At 65.2% G+C, this 20998-nt stretch carries 16 protein-coding genes and 1 pseudogene; 9 read left to right on the top strand and 8 right to left on the bottom strand.

What is annotated here, in order from left to right; translation table 11 throughout:
- The first annotated feature begins 72 nt into the window (after positions 1 to 72).
- From IVA82_RS08890 to IVA82_RS08905, 4 genes are all read left to right on the top strand, one after another.
- Positions 73 to 6525 (top strand): non-ribosomal peptide synthetase, encoded by a 6453-nt coding sequence (locus tag IVA82_RS08890; protein WP_247384227.1) that lies wholly within the window; start codon positions 73 to 75, stop codon positions 6523 to 6525.
- A 137-nt stretch (positions 6526 to 6662) separates the two neighbouring features.
- Positions 6663 to 6830 (top strand): hypothetical protein, encoded by a 168-nt coding sequence (locus tag IVA82_RS08895; RefSeq protein WP_187435872.1) that lies wholly within the window; start codon positions 6663 to 6665, stop codon positions 6828 to 6830.
- 221 nt (positions 6831 to 7051) lie between these two features.
- Positions 7052 to 7783: a 4'-phosphopantetheinyl transferase superfamily protein gene (locus tag IVA82_RS08900; RefSeq protein ID WP_247384228.1), complete on the top strand. Its 732-nt coding sequence runs from the start codon at positions 7052 to 7054 to the stop codon at positions 7781 to 7783.
- Complete coding sequence (locus IVA82_RS08905) at positions 7780 to 8760, top strand: LLM class flavin-dependent oxidoreductase (protein WP_247384231.1); 981 nt, start codon at positions 7780 to 7782, stop codon at positions 8758 to 8760. Before IVA82_RS08900 ends, IVA82_RS08905 begins: the two co-directional genes overlap by 4 nt.
- A 292-nt stretch (positions 8761 to 9052) precedes the next feature.
- On the opposite strand, the gene IVA82_RS08910 is transcribed toward IVA82_RS08905, so the two are convergent.
- From IVA82_RS08910 to IVA82_RS08920, 3 genes are all read right to left on the bottom strand, one after another.
- Positions 9053 to 10078, bottom strand: a complete 1026-nt coding sequence (locus IVA82_RS08910) for a histone deacetylase family protein (RefSeq protein ID WP_247384233.1) — start codon at positions 10076 to 10078, stop codon at positions 9053 to 9055.
- 138 nt (positions 10079 to 10216) lie between these two features.
- Entirely contained in the window at positions 10217 to 11158 is a 942-nt protein-coding gene (locus IVA82_RS08915) for an SMP-30/gluconolactonase/LRE family protein (protein ID WP_247384235.1), read from the bottom strand.
- On the bottom strand, positions 11115 to 13205 hold the full coding sequence (locus IVA82_RS08920; RefSeq protein WP_247384236.1) for a PQQ-dependent sugar dehydrogenase: 2091 nt from the start codon (positions 13203 to 13205) through the stop codon (positions 11115 to 11117). Before IVA82_RS08920 ends, IVA82_RS08915 begins: the two co-directional genes overlap by 44 nt.
- Positions 13206 to 13417: 212 nt before the next feature.
- Here IVA82_RS08920 and IVA82_RS08925 point away from each other — a divergent pair, with 212 nt between their 5' ends.
- The 4 genes from IVA82_RS08925 to IVA82_RS08940 all read left to right on the top strand — a co-directional run bounded on the left by IVA82_RS08925 (position 13418) and on the right by IVA82_RS08940 (position 16070).
- Positions 13418 to 13651, top strand: coding sequence for a hypothetical protein (locus IVA82_RS08925; protein ID WP_247384237.1), 234 nt, complete (start codon positions 13418 to 13420; stop codon positions 13649 to 13651).
- Between the two features lie 9 nt (positions 13652 to 13660).
- Entirely contained in the window at positions 13661 to 13837 is a 177-nt protein-coding gene (locus IVA82_RS08930; RefSeq protein ID WP_247384238.1) for a hypothetical protein, read from the top strand.
- A 334-nt stretch (positions 13838 to 14171) separates the two neighbouring features.
- Positions 14172 to 15761: a gamma-glutamyltransferase gene (locus IVA82_RS08935; protein WP_247384239.1), complete on the top strand. Its 1590-nt coding sequence runs from the start codon at positions 14172 to 14174 to the stop codon at positions 15759 to 15761.
- A gap of 90 nt (positions 15762 to 15851) precedes the next feature.
- On the top strand, positions 15852 to 16070 hold the full coding sequence (locus IVA82_RS08940; protein WP_247384240.1) for a hypothetical protein: 219 nt from the start codon (positions 15852 to 15854) through the stop codon (positions 16068 to 16070).
- 54 nt (positions 16071 to 16124) lie between these two features.
- Here IVA82_RS08940 and IVA82_RS08945 read toward each other — a convergent pair whose 3' ends face one another.
- Genes IVA82_RS08945 through IVA82_RS08960 form a run of 4 tightly spaced genes read right to left on the bottom strand, consistent with a single transcriptional unit; the run spans position 16125 to position 19606 of the window.
- On the bottom strand, positions 16125 to 17417 hold the full coding sequence (locus IVA82_RS08945) for an FAD-binding oxidoreductase (RefSeq protein WP_247384241.1): 1293 nt from the start codon (positions 17415 to 17417) through the stop codon (positions 16125 to 16127).
- Between the two features lie 12 nt (positions 17418 to 17429).
- A complete protein-coding gene (locus IVA82_RS08950) occupies positions 17430 to 18161 on the bottom strand; it encodes an amino acid ABC transporter ATP-binding protein (RefSeq protein WP_247384242.1) in 732 nt (243 codons plus the stop codon).
- Positions 18158 to 18811: an amino acid ABC transporter permease gene (locus tag IVA82_RS08955; protein WP_247384243.1), complete on the bottom strand. Its 654-nt coding sequence runs from the start codon at positions 18809 to 18811 to the stop codon at positions 18158 to 18160. Before IVA82_RS08955 ends, IVA82_RS08950 begins: the two co-directional genes overlap by 4 nt.
- A gap of 30 nt (positions 18812 to 18841) precedes the next feature.
- Positions 18842 to 19606 carry an ABC transporter substrate-binding protein gene (locus IVA82_RS08960; RefSeq protein ID WP_247384244.1) on the bottom strand — a complete coding sequence of 255 codons (765 nt, stop codon included), beginning with the start codon at positions 19604 to 19606 and terminating at the stop codon, positions 18842 to 18844.
- A 181-nt stretch (positions 19607 to 19787) separates the two neighbouring features.
- Here IVA82_RS08960 and IVA82_RS08965 point away from each other — a divergent pair, with 181 nt between their 5' ends.
- A complete protein-coding gene (locus IVA82_RS08965; protein WP_247384245.1) occupies positions 19788 to 20432 on the top strand; it encodes an XRE family transcriptional regulator in 645 nt (214 codons plus the stop codon).
- A 255-nt stretch (positions 20433 to 20687) separates the two neighbouring features.
- Here the strand turns inward: IVA82_RS08965 and IVA82_RS08970 are convergent.
- A pseudogene (locus IVA82_RS08970) lies at positions 20688 to 20998 on the bottom strand (hypothetical protein); the annotation flags it as partial.

The following is a 20998-nucleotide window of genomic DNA, read 5'->3' on the forward strand; positions in this document are numbered from 1 at the left end:
GCCCAAACTTCACCTCGGACTGGACGCGTTCCCTACGTTCTTGGAAGAATAGCTCAATCAGATCAAAAGGGAATGGACTTGTCGGAACTCATAGCCGCGTCGCAGGATGGATCGGCAAACGCGACCGCCGAAACGGGGATCTTTGCCCATATCTGCGGCCTTCTCGATTTCTACGCACAAAAGTCGCCAGCGGCGCCCGCCCTCCTCGCGCCTAGCCGGCCGCCGCTCAACTACGGCGAGCTCAGTGGCAGGAGCGCGCATCTGGTCCGCACGCTGCGCGGACTCGGGATCGGTCCTGCGGACCGCATCGCCGTTGCGCTGCCACGCGGGGCCGACAGTGCGATGGCGCTGATCGCGGTCGCGTCGGCCTGCGCCTGCGTTCCCGTCAATCCCGACCTGACCGCGGACGAGCAGCAACGCTATTTCAGCGAATTGAAGCTGAGCGCGCTGGTCACCCGGGCCGGTATGAATTCAGCGAGCCGCGACGTCGCCAAGATGCTTGATCTTGCGGTGATCGATTTCGTGCCGGGTCCGAACAACGATCTCGGCGGCTGCAAATTCCTTGGCCCAACGATCGGACCCGCGAATGCCAGCGGCGTCTCGGGCGGCGACGACGACGCGTTCATCCTCCTAACGTCGGGCACGGCCGCGCGGCCGAAAATGGTGCCACTGACGCATCGCAACGTTTGCCTGTCCGCCACCAATGCCGGCCGCGTGCTGTCGCTCACGTCCCGCGATCGCCTGCTCAACGTGCTGCCGCTATTCCACGCCCATGGTCTGATCTCCGGCCTTGTGACCGCGCTCGCCGCGGGCTCGAGCGTGATCTGCACCAATGGTTTTGACGCGGCGTCCTTCTTCGGCTGGATGCGGGAGTTGCAGCCGACCTGGTACACGGCGGTGCCGACCATTCATCGCGTGCTGCTGACGGCGGCGGAAGCCGACCCGGACCGCGTCCGGTCATCGTCGCTGCGCGTGATCCGCTCGGCCTCGTCCTCGCTGGCGCCCGCGATCCTCGAAGGGCTGGAGGCGACGTTCGGCGTTCCCGTGCTCGAGACCTACGGCATGACGGAAGCGGCCTCGCAGATCGCAGCCAATCCGTTCGAACTGCGCAAGGTCGGATCGGTCGGCCGGCCCGCAGGCCCCGAGATTGCGATCATGGACGAAGCAGGCCGCGCGCTTGCGGCTGGCCAGCATGGCGAAATCGCGCTGCGCGGGCCGAACATGAGCCGCGGCTACTATAATGACGATGCGGCAACAGAGATCGCCTTCCGCGACGGCTGGTTCCGGACCGGCGATCTCGGCTACCTCGATACCGACGGCTATCTCTTCATCGTCGGTCGCATCAAGGACGTCATCAACCGCGGCGGGCAGAAGATCTCGCCCCTGGAGGTGGAAGAGGTCCTGCTCAGCCATCCGGCGGTGCTGGAGGCCGGCGTGTTCGCCATCCCGCACCACAAGCTCGGCGAGAACGTCGCGGCCGTCGTGGTGCTGCGGCCGAATTCGGAGGCGAGCTCGGACCAGTTGCGGCAGTTCGCGCGAAAGCGGCTCGCGGCCTACAAGGTGCCGAGCCTGATCCGCAGCGTGGCCGCGCTGCCCAAGGGCGCGAGCGGCAAGGTCAAGCGCAACGCGCTGGCCGAGCTGATCGCGACGCCCAGGGACGACGACGAGGCACACTTGCCGCGTAGCGCGCTGGAGACCCAGCTCGCGGACATCTGGGCCAGTCTGCTGGAGTTGTCGCAGGTTGGCGTCGAGCAAGACGTCTTTGCGCTCGGCGCAGACTCGCTCGCGGTGACGCAAATGCGCTCGCGCCTGCGCGAGCGCTACAACGTCGACTTCTCGTTCGAGGACATTTTCGATTGCGCTACGGTGGCCGCGCTCGCAGCCCGGATCGAGACTGCCGCGGCCCATCGTGAAGCGATGTTGCCAGCTTGGCGTCAGGCCGCAGAAGCAGACTCGCCGCTGTCATTCCAGCAGCAGCGGATGTATGTGCTCTCGCGGCTCGATCCGACGCGCTACAATTATAATGTCGTCGAAGTCGCCATGCTCAGGGGCCATGTCGACGCCGCCGCGCTTGAAGCGAGCCTCGCAGCACTCTGCGAACGTCACGACGTGCTGCGCTCGGTCTTCGTCGAACGCCACGGCGAGCCGGTGCAGCGGGTGCTTCGATCCGCAGCGCGATTCGAGCGGATCAAGCTCAAGCCTTGCCCAGCGGACAAGCGGGCAGCGGTGATCCGGCGCAAGGCGCTCGAGCTTGCGCAATACCCGTTCGATCTGGCGCGAGAGCCGCCTCTGAAGGTCTCGCTGCTCTCGCTTGATAGGAACAGCCATGCGCTGGTGGTCAACGTTCATCACCTCGTCACCGACGGCTGGTCGCAACGGCTGTTCTGGGAGGAGCTTGCCGCCCATTATGCCCTCGCGCGCAAGCACGGAGCGGCGGCACTGCCAGCACCGTCCTTCCAGTACCGCGACTTTGCCTTGTGGCAGCAGGGCTGGGCGCAGACGCCGGCGGCCAAGGAGCAGCTCGATTACTGGCGGACACAACTCAACGGAATGACGACACTGCCGCTGCGGACCGACCGCACAAGGCCGGAGGTCTGGAGCGGCCGCGGCGCCCGTCATTATCTCGAATTTACGAAGGCCCTCTCAACCGATCTGAGATCGCTGAGCCAGGATCAGGGCGTCACGCCGTTCATGACGCTGCTCGCGGTGTTCCAGTGCCTCCTGTTCCGGCACACCGGACATGAGGACGTGGCGACGGGCTCGCTGATCGCGAACCGCAACCAGATCGAGAGCGAGCCCCTGATCGGGCTGTTCGCCAACACGCTGATCCTGCGCAACGATTTTGGTGGCGACCCGACCTTCGGCGAGTTGTTGCGGCGGGTCCGCCAGGTCACGCTCGATGCCTACCGCAACCAGGATCTCCCGATCGAGGAGGTGCTGCGCGCGTTGCAGGTCGCGCGCCGGAGCGACGGCAATCCGCTGTTCCGGATCATGTTCATCCTCCAGAACGCGTCGATCGAGGCCGCGCGCTTCCCCGGCCTGTCGGCGCGTCGGCTGGAAATCGACCCAAAGGTCGCACGCTTCGACATCACGCTCGAGCTGGTCGAGCCCGACGGCCGTTTCACCGGCTTCTTCGAGTACGCCGCCGATTTGTTCGACGCTGCGACGATCGAGGACATGGCCGCTCAGTTCAAGACGCTGCTGAAGGCCGTCATCGCCAATCCGGAGCAGCGCATCTCGCGCCTGCCACTCCTGACGGCGGCCGAACGCCGGCACTTGCTGACTGTGGGCCATGGCGTTCGCGCCAATTTCACCATGCGCGGCAACTTAAGCGAACGCTTCGACCGCCAGGCCAAGCGGACGCCGAACGCCGTGGCGGTGTCGGACGGACGCGCCTGCCTGAGCTATCGCGAACTGGCCCGTCGCAGTCAGGCGATCGCGCGCTGGCTTGCGCGCGAGGGCGTCGGCGCCGAGACGGTGGTCGCCTTGCTTGCGGATCGCGGACCCGACCTGCTTGCCGCAATGATCGCGATCCAGCGGGTGGGCGCGGCCTTTCTGAATCTCGATCCGGCCCAGCTGCCGGCGCGACTCGCGACCATCCTCGGCTCGAGCTGCGCCCGCATGCTACTGACCGGACGCGCGCAGTCCGCCATGGTCGACGCGCTGCTCGAGCCTCTGCTCACACGTATCCCGGTGGCCGAGCTCGAAGACGCCATCGCGCTCGGATCGACCAAACCGGCGCATGCTGAACGGCGCGCGGCCTCGAGCCTTGCCTATCTGATCTATACCTCTGGCTCGTCCGGCGCGCCGAAGGGCGTCATGATCGAGCAGCGCGGCCTGTCGAACCATCTGGCCTCGCTCATTTCCGAGCTCCGCCTCTCGGCCAGGGACGTGATCGCGCAGACCGCGCCGCAGAGTTTCGTGATCTCGGTCTGGCAGTTCCTCGCCGGCCCGATGGTCGGCGCGCGCGTCCATGTCTGTGGCAACGCAATCGTCCAGGACCCCATCCTGCTCGCGGCGGAGATTGAACGCGAGGGTATCACGGTGCTCGAAATCGTCCCTTCGCTGCTGCGTGTGATCCTCGAACGCATCGACGAGGCGGCCATCCAGCGCGCCTTTGCGGGGCTGCGCCTCCTGATCTCGACCGGCGAGCCACTGCCCGTCGACCTCTGCCGCGCCTGGTTCGTCCGCTTTCCAAAAGTGCCGCTGATCAACGCCTATGGCGCATCGGAATGTTCCGACGACGTCTCCCTGCATCGGCTGACCAAGCCGCCGGCGGCGGCGACCGCCAATGTCCCGGTCGGCGCGGCGCTCCCTAACACCCAGCTCTACGTGCTCGATGCGAACCTGGAGCCGCTGCCGGTCGGTGTGGTCGGCGAGCTCTGCATCGCCGGCGCCGGCGTCGGCCGCGGCTATATCAACGATCCCGCGCAAAGCCGGCAGCGCTTCCTGCCCGATCCGTTCGCGCGCCAGGCAGGTCGCCGGCTGTATCGGACCGGTGATCTCGCCCGCCGCCGCGCCGACGGGACGATCGAGTGCCTCGGCCGCGCCGACCACCAGGTCAAGGTTCGCGGCTACCGCATCGAGCTCAAGGAGATCGAGAACGCGCTTGCCGGCCATCCTGCCGTGCGCGCCGGAATCGTCGAGCCGCGCCGCGAGACGAGCGGCGATGTCAGGCTGATCGCCCATATCGTCCCCAAGGCAGGTGGCCAGATCAACGCCAGCGAGCTGCGCGATTTCCTCAAGAGCCGGCTGCCAGGCCATGCGATCCCGTCCGCATTCCTGTTCCTGGAGCAGATGCCGCTCAATGCCCATGGCAAGATCGACCGGTCGGCGTTGCTGGCGCCCGCACAACAGGAAACCTATGCGGCAGATGCCGCCGTGCCGGCACGCCGCTTCACTGAAAAGGTCCTGTCCGACATCTGGATCGACCTGCTGAAGGTCGACAATCTCGGCGTCACCGACAATTTCTTCGATCTCGGCGGCCATTCTCTGCTGGCGGGTCAGGTGATGGCGCGCGTCGCTCGCGCACTCGGCGTATCGCTACCGATCAAGACCATTTTCGAGGCACCGACGATCGAACAGCTTGCCCGGCGGGTCGATGAGGCCGTCGCGGCGAAGCCGCACACGTCACAGGCAAGTGCCGCCCGGCTGGCCGAAGGCGGTCCGCCCACGCTCTCGATCGCGCAGGATCAGATGCTGCGAATCGAGCAGAACCTGGCAGGCCTCCCGCTGTTCAACCTGCCTTTCGCTTTCCATCTTGAGGGGCCGCTCGACGAGGCTGCCCTGGCGCAGGCGATCGATGATGTCGTGCGCCGCCACGAATCGCTGCGAACCAGTTTCGGCTGGGACGGCGAGGAGCCTGCCACCCGTATCGCCGCACCGGGCACGCTCCGCCGGGTGCTGACCGTCGAGACCATCGGCGACGGTCACCCCCACAACAACAAGCGGCGCAGGGCCCTCGAACTCAGGAAAATCAAGCTCCTGACCGAGCGGGAGACCTACACCCCGATCGACACCACGCGCGCGCCGCTGTTGCGCGCCCGGCTGTTGCGGCTCCACGATGACTACCACGTGCTGCTGCTAACGCTGCACCACGCGATAGCCGACGGCTGGTCGATCGGCGTGATGTTCGAGGAATTGTCCAACCGCTATGCTGCGCTGGCCGGATATCCATCGGTGCCGCTGCCAAAGCTGCCGCTGGCGTTTTCAAACGTCGCGCGCTGGCAGCGCTGGTGGTGCGGCACGGAGGCGGCTCGCCGGCAGGCGGCCGAATGGACGGAGACCCTGCGCGGCGCGCCCCCCGTCTTCGACGGCGAATCAAGCGCAAGCGCGTCCACCGGGCATCACCCGGTCAGCCTTGAGCGCGAGCTGATCGCGCGGCTGACGGCATTCGCCGGCCGGCACAATGGCACGCTATTCATGTGCCTTCTCACCGGTCTGAAGACACTGCTGCTGGCGCGAACCGGTCGCACTGACATTTCAGTCGCCACCGCCATGGCCAATCGCAGCCAGCCGGACACCGACCGCATCGTCGGCCCGTTCGAGAATACGGTGATCGTCCGCACCCAAATCACGCAGGACCTATCGTTCGCGCAGGCCTTGGCCAGAGTGCGCCAGAGCGTGCTCGAGGCGCATGCGCGGCAAGAGCTGCCGTTCAACGTCCTGGCCGACCATCTGGAGCAAGAAGGGATCGATCCTGCTTCGCTGCTCCAGGTCTATTTCACGCTGCAAAATCCGCTGCGCCGGCCGCTCGACCTGCCCGACATCGCCCTGCGGTCCATCGGAAATCTCGCGCGCGAGGGCCAGCCGGTGCTGCCGATCGACCAGACCTGGTTGTCGCTGATGCTCAAGGAGCGCCCGTCCGGAATTACCGGTTCGTGCAACTACAAGCACGAGCTGCTCGACGGCCGGCTGGTCGGCGAATGGATGGAGGACCTCGTCACGCTGCTGGCGGCAGCGGTCGCCCAGCCCAATACGTTGCTCGGGCGATTGCTCGATCGCAGGGCGGCTGGAGCAGCCTGAATTCGCACCGGGCGAATACTGGTTCACTCGCCAGAGCTGTGAATGAACAAGTTGCATCTTGATTATTTGGCGTTCGCCGCGCAAGATTATTCTCGCGTTTTGATTTGGACGATTATTTTCAACCGGGGGAGTTTGTTATGGGTTTCATCAAATTTACCAAGGGCACCTCGTTGAGCGACAAGGACCGCAAGGCCCTCCAGAAGCTGCTCGCCGCCGAGAAGAAGAAGCTTCAGTCTGCGCTGAAGGACGTCGATGCCAGCATGGCCATGCTCGGCGGGAAGAAGAAGGCCAAGAAGAAAAAGTAAGACTAGTCGGCCGGGACGCCGCACGAATCTTCGGAGAACGGCCGCACGCCTGTCGAGCTGGGGGGCTCGCACAAGCTTGCGTCCGTAAACCGTCCAGCAATTGACACGAATCTGCCTCGGGTGGACCGCTAGAATTGGTCCGCGCAGTTGATTCTTGCTCAGTTGATTTCTTTCGTCAGAGCCGGGGGTGGCGCCTCGGACTGACGTCATGGGCCTTATTGATGGCAGACGACGGAATTGAACTGTTTGTCGGACTGATCGAGAGCATCGACACGCCCGGCGTGGTCGATGCGTGCCGGCGCTTGCTCTCGATCGAGGAACGGGTGCGGGCCGAACTTTTCATGTTCGAGCGGCATCGGCGGCAATATATCTTCGCACACGCCTTGCTGCGCCTCGCGCTCTCGCAGGCTACGCCGGACGTCGCACCCGCCGACTGGTCGTTCGCAACCGGCCGCTACGGGCGGCCCTTTGTCGCAGCGCCTGCGACCTCGACCGCACTGCATTTCAGCCTGTCCCACGCCGACGGCTGCGTCGCCTGCGTCGTATCCAGGCACGAGGCGGTCGGCGTCGACGTCGAAACCGTGTCGCGGCGGGTGGCCCCGCTGTCCACCGCGCTTCGGTTCTTTGCGCCGGAGGAGATCGAAACCCTGCGCGAACTGCCGGAGCCGGCCGCGATCGAGCGATTCTTCGACTACTGGACGCTCAAGGAGGCCTATTTGAAGGCCCGGGGCTTTGGGCTCAACCTTCCGCTCGACGCGTTCGCGATGCAGGTATCGCAGGAGGCGATCGGGATCAGCTTCAAACCCGATATCGCTGACGATCCCCGGGGCTGGCGCTTCCAGTTATGCTCGCCGTCGCCCTCGCATCGCCTTGCGATCGCGGACGGCTCGCGTGCGGCCGGCGGCCTTCCCATCAGCCGTCGTGCCTGGCCTCTCCAGCAAGCGGCTGAATGATGCCCCCGCGGCTTCGCGTCTTTCCCGCGATTTCGCGCAACCGCGACCCCAAAAAATACGTCGGCGAATTGATGCAGGTCGCGCAATTTGCCGACCGCAACGGTTTTGAAGGCATCCTGCTGTTCGAAGGCAACGACGTGTTCGTCGAGCCCTGGGCGATGGCCCAGCACATCATGGCAGGGACGACGCGGAGCTCGCCGCTGATCGCTGTCAACCCCGTCTACATGCATCCGTTCACGGCGGCGAAGTTCGTCTCGTCTTTCGCGCAGCTCTACGGCCGCAAGATCTATCTCAACATGATCACGGGGACCGCGGTCAGTGACTTGCAGGGACTGGGCGACGACCAGTCGCATGCCGAACGCTATGTCCGCCTCGGTGAATTCGTCGCGCTGATGCGCCAGCTGCTGTCGAGCCAGCGGCCGGTCGATTTCGACGGCCGGTTCTATCGCGCAAGCAGCCTGCAGCTGCGGCCGCGCCTGCCGGCCGAGCTGATGCCGGAGTTCCTGATCGCGGGCCAGTCGGAGCCGGCGCAGCGCGTGGCGAAGGAAACCGGCTGCATCAAGATGCAGATGCTGCCGCCCGATCTCGATCGCGGCCTCAATGCGCCCGGAATGAATTTCGGCATCTTTGCCCGCGAGAGCCGCGACGCTGCACGGCAGGCGGCGAAGAGCCGCTTCCGCGACAATCCTGACGATCGCGAGCTGCTGACGCTCACGATGGAGAACACCGACTCCGTTTGGAAGCGGCATCTCTATGACGGTCAGGGCGGCGAGCTTCAGGACAACGGCTACTGGCTGTTGCCGTTCCTGACCTTCCAGGCGGACTGCCCCTACCTCGTCGGCAGCTACGCCGAGATCGGCGCGAGGCTCAAGGATTTCGCGGCGAAGGGCCTGAGCACGATCATGCTGGACATGGTCGCCGACGAGGCCGAGATGCAGCACGTCTGCAAGGCGCTCGCGGCGAGCGGGATGTTTTGAAGGTCGTCTCCCCTCTCCCCGCTTGCGGCAGGGCTATCGCATATGGATTTCACGAGCATTGTCCACGGGCTTGCTCCGCCTCTCCCGCTTGCGGGAGAGGCCGACGCGCTCGTAGAGCGCGGCGGGTGAGGGCTCTCGCCACGGCGGGATATCCTTCCCAATCTCGACAATCCCGACGCCGAGACACCCCCACCCCAACCCTCCCCCGCAAGCGGGAGAGGGAGCCCACTGCCGATGTCGCCATCGTGCACCCATATGCGATTGCCCTGCCGCACGCGGGAAGAGGCGAAGATCAGCGCGCTTCCTCAAATCCCGCCAGCACCGAGGTTAAATTGGCACCGAGAATATCCGAGAGATAGCCGCCCTCCTGCACAAACACGGTCGGCAAGCCCATCCGGGCAATCGCCTGGCCGATGCGGCGGAAGCCCGGCGTGGTGACGGCGAGGCCCTTCAGCGGATCGTGCTCGGAGGCATCGAGGCCGAGCGCGATGACGAGCGCGCCGGGCGCAAAGGACTCGATCGCCTTGCGCGCGACCTCCATCGCCTGGATATAGCCGTCGTCGCCGGTGCCGATGGCCAGGGGAATATTGAGATTGGTGCCGAGGCCCGGCCCCTCGCCGCGCTCATGGGCATAGCCCCACACGTAAGGATAATACGCGACGGGATCGGCGTGGATTGATACCGTGTAGACGTCAGATCGCGCGTAGAAAATTCCTTGCGTGCCGTTGCCGTGATGGACGTCGACGTCGAGGATCACGACGCGCTCATGCCTGGTCCGCAGATGAGCAGCGGCGATCGCGCTGTTGTTGAGAAAGCAGAAGCCACCGGCCATGTCGCGATAGGCATGATGGCCGGGCGGACGGCAGAGCGCGTAGGTCGCATCCTCCCCGTCCATCACCATCTGCGCCGCGGTGACGGCGACGTCGGTCGCCGCGCAAGCCGCTGCCCAGGTGCCCGGGCCGATCGGCGCCGCGGTGTCGGCGGTGTGCCAGCCGAGCTTGCCAACGATGTGGGTGGGATAGGTCGCGGCATGGCGCACGGGATGAATGTTGCCGATCATCTCGGGACCGGAATCGCCGAGCGCGGTCCAGGCGTCCCAGGCTTCGCTCAGGAACGACAGATATTCCGGGCTGTGAATGCGCGCGCGGGGCCCCTGCCCGAACCTGGTCGGCTCGACCAGCTGATGCTTGCCGTCCTTGAGCCCCTGGAGCAGCCGGTCGGCGCGCTCGGGCTGCTCGGTGGTGCGCTTGACGACACCGCGCACCAGGAAGAATTGCGGATCGTGGCTGCGGTGCAGTTCGGTATGGACGGCTTTCACTCAACACTCCGTGGTCGCATGCTCTTTGACGTGCCACGGATGTCTTGATCCCCGCGGCGGCCAGATGCAAGCAAGAAGAGTGCCGCTGCTGCCACGCCGCTCCGCGCTGGAAGCAGACCAAGTTCGAGTCCTTTGCGTTCAGCAGCGTTCGCGCTGAAGGCAGTGCTCGCGGCCCGGCTGATCGGTCCGGAACGACTCGATGAAGCCGCCCTGGCGCTGCGTAACGAAGACAGTCTTGCCGTCGCTGCCGCCGAAGGCGAGGTTGGTCGGCTCCTTGCCCTTCAGCGCGATCTCGCGCTCGACCGCACCATTGTTCTTCATCAGCGCGATCGTGCCCTTGAGAATGCGCGCGACGTAGAGGCGGCCGGCGACGTCGGTGCGGATACCATCGACGGTATCGGGTTGAAATGCCTTGACCAGCTTTGCATCAATGAGCGCATTGCCGCTGAGCGCGTAGGACCAGATCTGGCCGCTGCTGGATTCGCCGACGTAGAGCGTCTTGCCGTCCGGGCTGAGATCAATGCCATTGGTGGTGCCCATCGCGCGCGGCGCCGCCATGACCTGCCCCTGCACCGATCCGTCAGCGGCCTTGGCAATGCGCCAGATGTGGCCTTCCCGGCCCTTCCAGTTCGGATCACTCGCATAGATCGTGCCGTCGCGGGCGAGCGTGATGTCGTTGGGCTGGCTCATCTCGTCGGAGTGAAACCAGACGACCGGCTCGGCGGCGCCCTTCGGGATCGCGAAGATGTTGTGCTTCTTGTAGTCGGCGATGAACATGGTGCCGTTGCGATCGAAGCGGATGGCGTTGCCGACGCTGCCTTCGGGCAGTGCCGAAAATTGCTGCGAAGCCGCGCCGCCCGGAGGCAGCCTGCCGATGGTGCCGGGCTTACCGAGGTTGACCACGAAGAGGTTGCCCTCGACATCGACGGCCGGCCCCTCGATGCCGAAGGTGTATTCGCCGGGCGGCGTCACCTGCACGCTTTCGAACAGCCTGGTTTCGGCCCGGACCGGTGCCGCCGCAAGAACGAGAAGGACGCTACTGCACAGGCACCAGAAATTCCTGCCGGATGTAATAGCCATCGTCGTCGGTGCACTCGCCATTCAAATAGGGATCGGCCGGCCGGAAGAAGCGGCTGAAGCCACGTTTGTCTACAGCGCTCCTTTGTGTCACGACGACGACCTTGCCGGCCGGCATTTCGCCGCATTCCTTGTTCGCCTTGCTGAAGAATTTTCGCTGCGGCGGGCCGGACTTGATACGCATCCGCATGCCCGGAACCATTTTGGCAACGAGCAGGTCTGCTGTCTCGAGCAGGCCGGCATAGCCGGGCTTGGTCTTCGGCAATTTTGCGCCGCCGGGCGGCATCAGCTTCTCAGCGCCGAGGCCGCGCAGCCGCGTGCGCAGCTTGCCGGAGGCGGGATCGCCCGGATAGATCCAGCCGTCCTGCGACAGCATGAAGCGCAGCACGGTGGTGTCCTTCTCGGCGTCCGATTGTCCGGCGTTCAGGCCGAAATCGGAATGGCAGCCGAGGCAGTGCTTTTCGACCAGCCCCTTGCGCAGCGTGGTCAGCCGGATGCGGTTCTGCGCGGCCCTTGCGACGAACGCCGCGAGCTCGTCGATCAGCGCCTGGCTGCGCATGTCGCAAGGCAGCGGCTCCGGGGCATCGCCCACGGCGCGATCAATGCGGATCACCGTCTGGTTCTTGTCCTCGACCAGCCAGATCGCGCCGTCCTCCGCGACCGTCATGCCGACCGGCGCGCCCAGCGGCCGCGCGCCGTTGACGCGGTGCCAGCCGGCGATCAACTCCTCGAACGGTGCGGCGGCGACTTCGCCGGCATTGGTCTGAAAACTGTGGGTCGGATCGGCCGCGCAGCTGACATGGTAACGCACCGGCGCCGGGCTTGGCCTCGGAAAGCCGTGATCGTCGACATCGTAGACGAGGACGCGGCTGCCGGTCGGACGATAGCCGTGGAGGCCAACGAGGAGCTTGCCTTCCAGCTCCGGGAATTTGGCGCCGTGATAATACAGCATCGCCAGCGGCGCGCCGTGCGGCGGCATCAGGGAGAACGGCGCCTTGTACAGCGCATTGGCCGTGCAGAGCGATTTGTAGATCCCGGATTGCAGCACGAGTTTGAATTCGGGACTCGAAGTCGACAGATCGTAGCAATAGGGCCAGCCGTAGTGCCTGCCCTGCTCGATCACGTTGAGCTCTTCGTTCGGCTTGAAGATATCAGGCAGGTCGCGGCCGTTCTCGCCTTGCAGGAAGGCGTAGCCGGCATCGGGAAAATTCGGGTGCAGCGCCAGCGCCAGTGAATTGCGCAAGCCGCGCGCGTAAACCGCGTGCGGCGGATCGGGATCGTTCGGCTTCAACGCCGCAAAGACGCCGGCTGAAGGCGGTGTGAACAGCCAGATCGCAGCCATCGCGGAGGCACCTTCAGCCGCCGCGCAAGCGCGGGTGATCGGCGCCGGCGTGATGCAATCGTCGCTGTGCGATCCGACATTGACGAACAGCCGCCCGTTCCTGTCGAACACGAATTGCTTGAGCGGATGCGCGCTCTCGTCGAGCCTGGTGCCATCGGGCAGCGTGATCCGCCGGCCGGGCAGATGGCGGATGATGGTCTCGACCGTGCCGCGCGGATTGTCCGCAAGCGGATCGAACCGGAAGATCGTCTCCGCGGTCGCGGCATAGAGCTTCCGGTCCGGGCCGATCGCGAGGCCGAATGGATACTCGATCGCAGTCAGCAGCTCCTTGAACCGCTTGCCCTCGGCGGCATGCGGATCGAGCAGCAGCAGCCGGCCGTCGGTGTGGCCCCAGCCGCCCATGTCGGCGACCACGAACAGATCGTGGCCGGGCACCTGGATGATCGAACGCGGAAACTTGAGGTGGTCATCTTCGCTGGCGACGAGACCGGCGCAAAACCCCGCCTTCATGTCGATCGGGATCCTGGGAAAGCCGAGATCGCCGCTGCCGCAGCTTTCCGTGCCGATCGCATAGCCGCTTTTGCGGAGCGGCTGCGAAGACGCCACCGAGGCGAGACAGATCAGGATCCCAAAGAGCGAGGCTCCAATGAAGGCGGCGACACAAGCGCGCAGGCTTGGGCGCTCGCAACAGAATATGAGGCGATTCACGGCGGTCCCCCGGACTTTCCCGTCGAAAGTCCAGAGTTCCACGCTGCAAGGACGCCGTCCAGTTGATCATCACTCCGCTGTGATTAAACCTCCAAGGGTCTTCGTTCCGACCAATCTCCGTAGATTCCCTTACCGGGCTTGGCCCGAATGTCTTTCGGTCGTTTCGGATGGTATCGGTTTGCCGTCCAAGCCGCTCTCTACAGGAGGCGTATATGGTTCAGATGTATTTCCACTGCTCCAACACCGAAGGCACGCTGGTCGATCGCTACGGCACCGCTGTCGCCAATCTGACCGAGGCGCGCGACCGCGCCGACCAGATCATGCGCTCGATGATCCTGACGCCGGGCAACGAGGACTGGCGCGACTGGGTGATCCATGTCAACGGCGATGATGGCGAAGAGATTTTCGAGCTCCCCTTCACCGCCATGCTCGGCAAGCCACATTAAGGTGATGCCGTGCCGCTCCCTTCATTGAGCCTGCTCCGCCAGCCCCTCAGCTTCGTCGCCGCCAAATGGCAGGCGCTGGTGCGGACCGCAGGCAATCCCTACCGTCCCGAACTTCACTACATGCGCGGCCCCGGCCCGAAATGGCGCGCCAAGCATCAGGCCAGCCGCCTGGACCGCCCGCTCTGAGCGCTGCGGCTTCGTCTCTTTTTTAGCACTGCTCCCGCAAACTTGTCATGCCCGGGCAAAAGCGCGAAGCGCGTCTTCGCGCCAGATGTCACGGGCATCCACGTCTCGCGGCAATCGCGAAAGCGCGTGGATGGCCGGGACAAGCCCGGCCATGACGACGCGAAGATAAAGTGCCCGTCTCGACGGCTCTGTAGCCGCGCCATCCCGCGCTTGTTTCACACCAGCCATGTCGCTTCTCCCTCTGGATGTTCTCGTTGGCCGCAATGTGCCATTGTCTGCGCGCTTCGCCGATCGCGGAGCCCGACATCAACGCAACGAAGCCACGACAGACATCATGCCCCACCAGTTCAGCCGCGCCCAATACATCCGCAAACCCGCAATCAAGGCCAAGAGCGGTATCGTCGCCGCGCAATCGCGGCGAGCGGCCGAGGTCGGCGCGCAGGTGCTGGCGGCCGGCGGCGATTGCGTCGACGCGATCGTCGCGACCACTTTCGCGCTGAACGCGCTCGAGCCCTGGATGAGCGGCATGGGCGGCGGCGGTGCGATGGTGCTCTACCGCGCCACGGAAAATCGCCACGAGGTGATCGACTACGGCATGTGCGCGCCGCAGAGCCTGCGCGTCGCCGACTATCCGCTCGCCGGCAAAGGCGCGGCCTCCGACCTGTTTCCCTGGCCGCGGGTGAAGGACGACCGCAACATTCACGGCCCCGGCTCGATCGCGGTGCCCGGCGTCGTTGCCGGCATGGAGGAGGCGCATCGCCGCCACGCCAAATTGCCGTGGAAGGATTTACTGACACCGGCAGCGACAATCGCCGGCGAAGGCTTGCTGGTCGACTGGTGGACGACGCTGATGATCGCCAGCACCGCGGCCGACCTCAGGCGCTATACTGCCAGCGCAGAGATCTTCCTGAAGGACGGCCTGCCTCCGAACGCGCCGTGGGGCATCAAGGCCGAGACGCGGCTGCCGCAGGAGAAATTGAAAGCGACGCTGGCGCATCTCGCCGCAGCCGGCCCGCGTGATTTTTACCAGGGCGACCTCGCCAAAAGCATCGCATCCGACATCAGCGCCGACGGCGGGTCGCTGTCGGTGGAGGATCTCGCCGCGTTCCGCGCCCATCTGCGCGAGCCGCTGGCGATTCCCTATCGCGGCGGCACGGTGTTTGCGACGCCGGAGCTCACGGCCGGCCCGACGCTGGCGCATGCGCTACGCCTGTTGCAGCAGAACCTGAAGCCCACGGGCGCGCCGGACGCGGCGACCTATGCCGAATACGCGCTTGCCCTGCAATCGGCCTATCGCCAGCGGCTGGGCGACATGGGCGACGCCGACGGCAAGCGCTCGCTCGGCGCGGAACATCTGGCGCCGGCCTGCACCACGCATTTCTCCATGGTCGACCGCCACGGCAACATGGCGGCGGTGACGCAGACGCTGCTCTCGACCTTCGGCTCGAAATATGTGACGCCGCACACTGGCATCCCCATGAACAACGGCATCATGTGGTTCGACCCGACGCCGGGCACGACCAACTCGCTCGCCCCCGGCAAGCGCTGTCTCACCAACTACACGCCCGTGATTGCCGAAACCAAGGACGGCAGACGCCTCGCGATCGGCGCCTCTGGCGGCCGCCGCATCCTGCCGGCGGTGATGCAGCTGGCGTCGTTTGCGATGGATTTCGGCATGGACCTCGACACCGCGATCCACCAGCCGCGCATCGACGCCAGCGAGGGCGCGGTCGTGATCGGGGATAGCCGCTTGCCCGCGGACGCGCGCAAGGCACTCGCGGCGCGCTTCGACTATGAGGAGACGCAGGTGCAGGCGCTGCCGATGAAATTCGCCTGCCCGAGCGTGGTGATGCGCGAGGGCGACGTCAACTCCGGCGCGGTCGAGATCTTCCAGCCATGGGCTGATGCAGTCGCGGAAGCCTGAGCGTCACGCTCTCTCCACATTTGCAGTGAACTTACCTGTCCACAGTTCGTTCATTGAACGGACAAGTGCGCTCGCCCAGTGGAGGACATGATGAAGAAACTTGCGCTCGCTGCGTCGCTGATCATTGCGGCCGGCTTCGCGGTTACCGGCCCAGCTATTGCCAAAGGTGGCCACGGCGGTCATGGGCATGGTCACGGCCACGCGATGGGCCATTATCATGGCACGCCGCCGGGATGGTACCACGGGCGCAAAGTCGGCTGGCGCGGCATGGGCTGCCCGCCCGGCCTGTGGAAGCAGGGCCGCTGCTGAAATCTCGGATCGGAACGACAAAGCGCCGCCCCTGACAAGGGCGGCGCAATGCGTTTAGATACCCAACCGGTCCCGGACCCGACCTGCGAACACCGCTGTCGTCACGCCCACCGGCCAGAACGCGTGCATCGGAATTGGCTTGATGCCGGTGACGGGCATGTCGATCTCGGCCTTGGCACCGCCGATCAGGCGGCGCGCGAGCTGGGCGCCCATCGCGGTCGAGAGCGCAACCCCGCGGCCGTTGCAGCCGAGCGAGATCAAAATGTTCTCGGCCGGCTCGTGCAGGTGCGGATAATGATCACTGGTGATGGCGAGCCGGCTATTCCAGCCGTGGGTCCAGGAAACGCCTTTGAGCTGCGGCCATAGCCGCTCGGCGTAGCGGATCAGATAGGCAACGTCGGACGGCGCACTGATCCAACGCATCGGGCCGCGGCCGCCCATCAGGAGACGGTTCTGCTGATCGATGCGGTAGTAGACCGTGATGTGACCACTCTCGTAGAGAACCGGGCGCGTCGGCATGATCGAACGGGCGACCTCGTCGGAGAGCGGCGCGGTGGCGGCGATCGAGGAAAACACCGGAACGATGGTGCGGCGGAGCGCGGGCCAGAGATCGTCGGTAAAACCGTTGGTGGCGAGCAGCACCTTTTCCGCATGCACGACCGCACCCGGCGTCTCGATGCGCCACCGGCTGCCGTCGCGGCGAAGCGACAGCGCCGGCGTCTCGCCATGGACGGTCGCGCCTGCCGAGATCGCAGCGCGCGCAAGACCGCGGGCGTAACTGAGAGGATGCAAATCGCCGCCGCGAGCGTCGAACATCGCGCAGAGATAGCGATCGGTGCCGGTCATCTCGCGCAACTGGTCGCGGTTCAACAGCTTCACCGGCATGCCGCGGCGGATGCATTGCTGCGTGGTCTTGTCGATCGCCGCCGCGCTCGCTTCGTTATAGGCCGCGCGCAGCGTGCCGTTCTGCCGCGCCTCGCAGGGAATTTGGTAGCGGCGGATCAGCTCGTGAGTGAAATTCGTGGTGCCGTAGGCGAAATCGATGATGCGACGGCCGAGATCGGTGCCAAAGTCGGCCTCGATCTGATCGGGATCGTGCTTCAGGCCGGGATTGGTCTGACCGCCATTGTTGCCGGATGCGCCCCAGCCCGGCTCCTGCGCCTCCAGCACCAGGGCCTCGACGCCCTGCTCGGCCAGATGCAGCGCGGTGGACAGGCCCGTGAAGCCTCCGCCGACGATCGCGACGGAGACGTTCTTGTCAGCATCGAGCGGCGGCGTTGCGGCCGGCGCGACGGCGGTGGCGGCATAAAGTGACGGCGGCAGAGGCAGGCGGGCGGGCGCGTTCATGGCAAGGACCGTTCAGAGCAGATGCAGCACGCGGCGCAAAAAGTCCTGCGTCCGCGGATGCTGGGGTTGATTGAGGACGGCCTTGGCCTGTCCCTGCTCGACGATGACGCCGCCGTCGATAAACAGCACGCGGTCGGCGACATCGCGGGCAAAACCCATCTCGTGGGTGACGACGACCATGGTCATGCCATCATCGGCGAGCTTGCGCATCACGCCGAGAACGTCGCCGACGAGCTCGGGATCGAGTGCCGAAGTCGGCTCGTCGAACAGGATCGCCTTGGGCTGCATCGCCAGCGCGCGTGCGATCGCGACGCGCTGCTGCTGGCCGCCAGAGAGCTGCGGCGGATGCGCGTCGGCCTTCTCGGCAAGCCCCACCTCCGCAAGCAGCGCCCGGCCACGCTCGAGCGCAACGCCGCGCGGCTCCTTCTTGACATAAAGCGGACCCTCGACGACGTTTTCGAGGACAGTGCGATGCGGGAACAGGTTGAAGCGCTGGAACACCATCGAGACCTGGGTGCGGATCGACACGATCGACGGCGCATCGCGGTCGACCTTCAAGCCCTCGACGCTGATCGCGCCGCGGTCATAGCTCTCTAGCCCGTTGATGCAGCGCAGGATCGTCGATTTCCCGGAGCCGGACGGGCCGACGATGCAGACCACCTCGCCCTTCTGCACCGAGGCCGAGATGCCCTTGAGCACTTCGTTCGCGCCGAAGCTCTTGTGGACGTCGGTGAGCTCGATCATTTCTTGCCCGCCCGCTTTTCGAAGTGGCGGACCAGCAGGATCAGCGGGATGCTCATGGTGAGATACATCAGCGCCACCAGCGTGAACACGTTGGTGTTCTTGAAGGTCGAGGACGCGATCAACTTGCCCTGGAGCGCGAGCTCGGCCACCGTGATGGTCGAGGCCTGCGAGGAATCCTTCAGCATCATGATCATGACGTTGCCATAGGGCGGCAGCACGATACGCACCGCCTGCGGCAGCACCACGCGGCGCATGGTGAGCCACCAGCCCATGCCGATCGACTGCGCCGCCTCGATCTGGCCCTTGTCGATCGCCTCGATGCCCGCGCGGAAGTTTTCCGCCTGGTAGGCCGAGTACGCGATGCCGAGCCCGAGGATGGCGGCCTGCAACGCCGACAGCGTGACACCGAGATCGGGCATCACGAAATAGAGATAGAACAGCAGCACGATGATCGGAATGCCGCGGATGACGTTGATCACGCTGGCGCTGATCGTCGACAGCACCCTGATGCCGGAAACCCGCATCATCGCCCAGACCAGGCCCAGCACTGTCGAGAGCAGCAGCGAGCCGATGGTGACGACGATCGTCAGCGCGACGCCGTTCATCAGGATCGGGAAAAACTCGACGGTGTCGTGCCAGAAGCCTTTCATCGGGCCGCCTTCACCGATCAGCCCTTTCGACTAGCCTTGCGCCTTCTGGCCCCATTTATCGAGGATCTTGTCGATGGTGCCGTTGGCCTTGAGCTTGGCGAGCGAGGCGTTGATCTTGCCGAGCAGCGCGGCCTCGCCCTTGCGCACACCGATGCCGACCGAGCCGACGGTGACCGGCTTGTAGCCATCGACCAGACGCACCTCGGGGAAGCCGCCTTGCTTCAGATTGTAGGCGACGATCGGGTAGTCGGCGTAGCCGGCCTTGAGGCGGCCGGTGTTCACGTCGCGCAGGATGTCGGGGATGGTGTCGTAAGCCTTGACGTCGGCGAACAGGCCGGACTTCTTCAGCGCGTCGACGAAGGCGGTGCCGACCTGGGCGCCGACGGTCTCGCCTTTCAGATCTTCCTGCGTGGCGTAGGCCTTGGTGTCGCCCTTTGGCACCACCAGGCCTTCACCGTAGGTGTAGATCGGATCGGAGAAGTCGACGACCTCTTTGCGCGGCGGCGTGATGAACATCGCGGCGGCAATGATGTCGATCTTGCTCGACGTCAGCGACGGGATCAGCGCCGAGAACTGCATCGGCTCGATCTGCACGTTGAGACCGGCATCCTTGCCGATCTCGGTGATGAGATCGACCATGATGCCCTGGATGGTGTTGGTCTTGGTATCGAGGAAGGTGAAGGGAATGCCGGTCGGCGTCGAGCCGACCTTCAGGACCTGCTGCGCCGAAACCGGCACCATGGCGAACAACGCAAGCGCCGCGACCGCGGCCTGAACAAAACGCTTCAACGGCATCGCATCCCCCTTTGGGTCCGGCCGGTGGCGGTACTCGCGCGTGTCGTGATCTCAGACGTTGCGGGCCACGCCGTTTCGGCCTATTTTCACCAATATGAAAATTTGGTCACACTTTGGCGGCTGACGCAAGCGGTTTTCATGCACATGAAGGAAGCAGTTTGACGTGAGCGGTGGCAAGAGAATGCGCAAACCGGCCGCCGCAAAGCCGGCGCGAAAGCCGAAGACCAAGGCTAGCGCGAAGCCGGCCGAGCCCGCGATGGACGTCGCGGTCGGCAGCCGCATCCGCGATCTCAGACGTGTCAGGCGGTTCTCGCTCGAAACGGTCGCAGAGCGCACCTCGCTTTCGATCGGCTTCCTCAGCCAGATAGAGCGCGGCCTGTCGTCACCCTCGCTCCGCGTGCTGGCAACGCTCGCCGACGTGCTCGGCGTCGGCATCGCTGCGCTGTTCGGCGCGAGCCCGAGCGGCGACGGCACATCCGATCAGGTGGTGACGCGCGGCATGCAGCGGCCCGAGCTGAAACTCTGGCGCACGGGCGTCTCCAAGCAATTGCTCAGTCCGGCCGGCGCCGACAACCGGCTCAATTTGTTCCTGGTACACCTGGAGCCCGGCGGCTCCACCGGAGACGAGCTCTACACCCACGACGGCGAGGAAGCCGGCCTCGTGCTCGAGGGCGAGATGATGCTGACGGTGGACAGCGAGACATGGTCGCTGAAGATGGGGGACAGCTTTCGCTTTGCAAGCCGGAGGCCGCACCGGTTTTCCAATCCGGCGCAGGATGCGAAGGCGGTCGTGCTGTGGGTGAACTGCGTGACGGGAGCGGGATAGCGCCTTTTCGCGACGCAAACAGTACCAGTCCCGTCATTCTGAGGTGCGAGCCATGGGGCGCAACGCGCCGCATGGAGAACCTCGAAGGATGCAAACCCCCGATGCAGCCGGGCCGTCGCCCTTCGAGGGCCGCTAAAGAAGCAGCCACCTCCAGCGACAACCGCTTCGCGGTTGCGCGGGGGTGATGGTAATGGAGTTAGATGCGCGGCCGCTCCCACATCGTCATTGCGAGCGCAGCGGTCGCGATAGGGACGCTCATTGCTGAGCGCCCCCCGCACAGATCCGTACGTGCGGCTTTCCCGCATACGGCTCCCACCTCGGGTGAGTGACGGCGAAGCGTGCTCGCGGCCAAGGATGACGGATGTTGGGCCTGGGGAGGCAGTCACAGGCGAGGCGACTGATCGTCTCCCACCTCATGCCATCGGTCTGGCTGCGGCGCCGGAGCGTGCGTCTCCAGAGTTCGATGACGAAGAAGCGGAAGGCGCTGAGCGCCCGACTGTTGGTCGGCACCGCATGGTCGTTGAAGTAGCCGGTGACGACCTGCCGCAGCCATTTACCCTGTTCGA

It is taken from the genome of Bradyrhizobium sp. 142, assembly GCF_023074015.1.
Classification (GTDB): Bacteria; Pseudomonadota; Alphaproteobacteria; order Rhizobiales; family Xanthobacteraceae; genus Bradyrhizobium.